General features: G+C 46.4%; 1 rRNA gene. It reads left to right on the forward strand.

Annotated elements, in window-relative coordinates:
- Nucleotides 1-46: 46 nt before the first annotated feature.
- Nucleotides 47-207: ribosomal RNA gene (locus tag HHH54_RS11765) — 23S ribosomal RNA — on the forward strand; the annotation flags it as partial.

Consider the following 207-nt stretch of genomic DNA (forward strand, 5'->3'; position numbering starts at 1 on the left):
CGAAGAAAGAAATGAGGACGAATGCGAACGCTTATTAACACGTCTAGATTAAGTTATTAAGGGCGCACGGTGAATGCCTTGGCACTAGAAGCCGATGAAGGACGTTACTAACGACGATATGCTTTGGTGAGCTGTAAGTAAGCTGTGATCCAGAGATTTCCGAATGGGGGAACCCAGCACGAGTTATGTCGTGTTATCCATGCGTGA

The sequence above is a fragment of the Staphylococcus canis genome, assembly GCF_016238445.1.
GTDB lineage: Bacteria > Bacillota > Bacilli > Staphylococcales > Staphylococcaceae > Staphylococcus > Staphylococcus canis.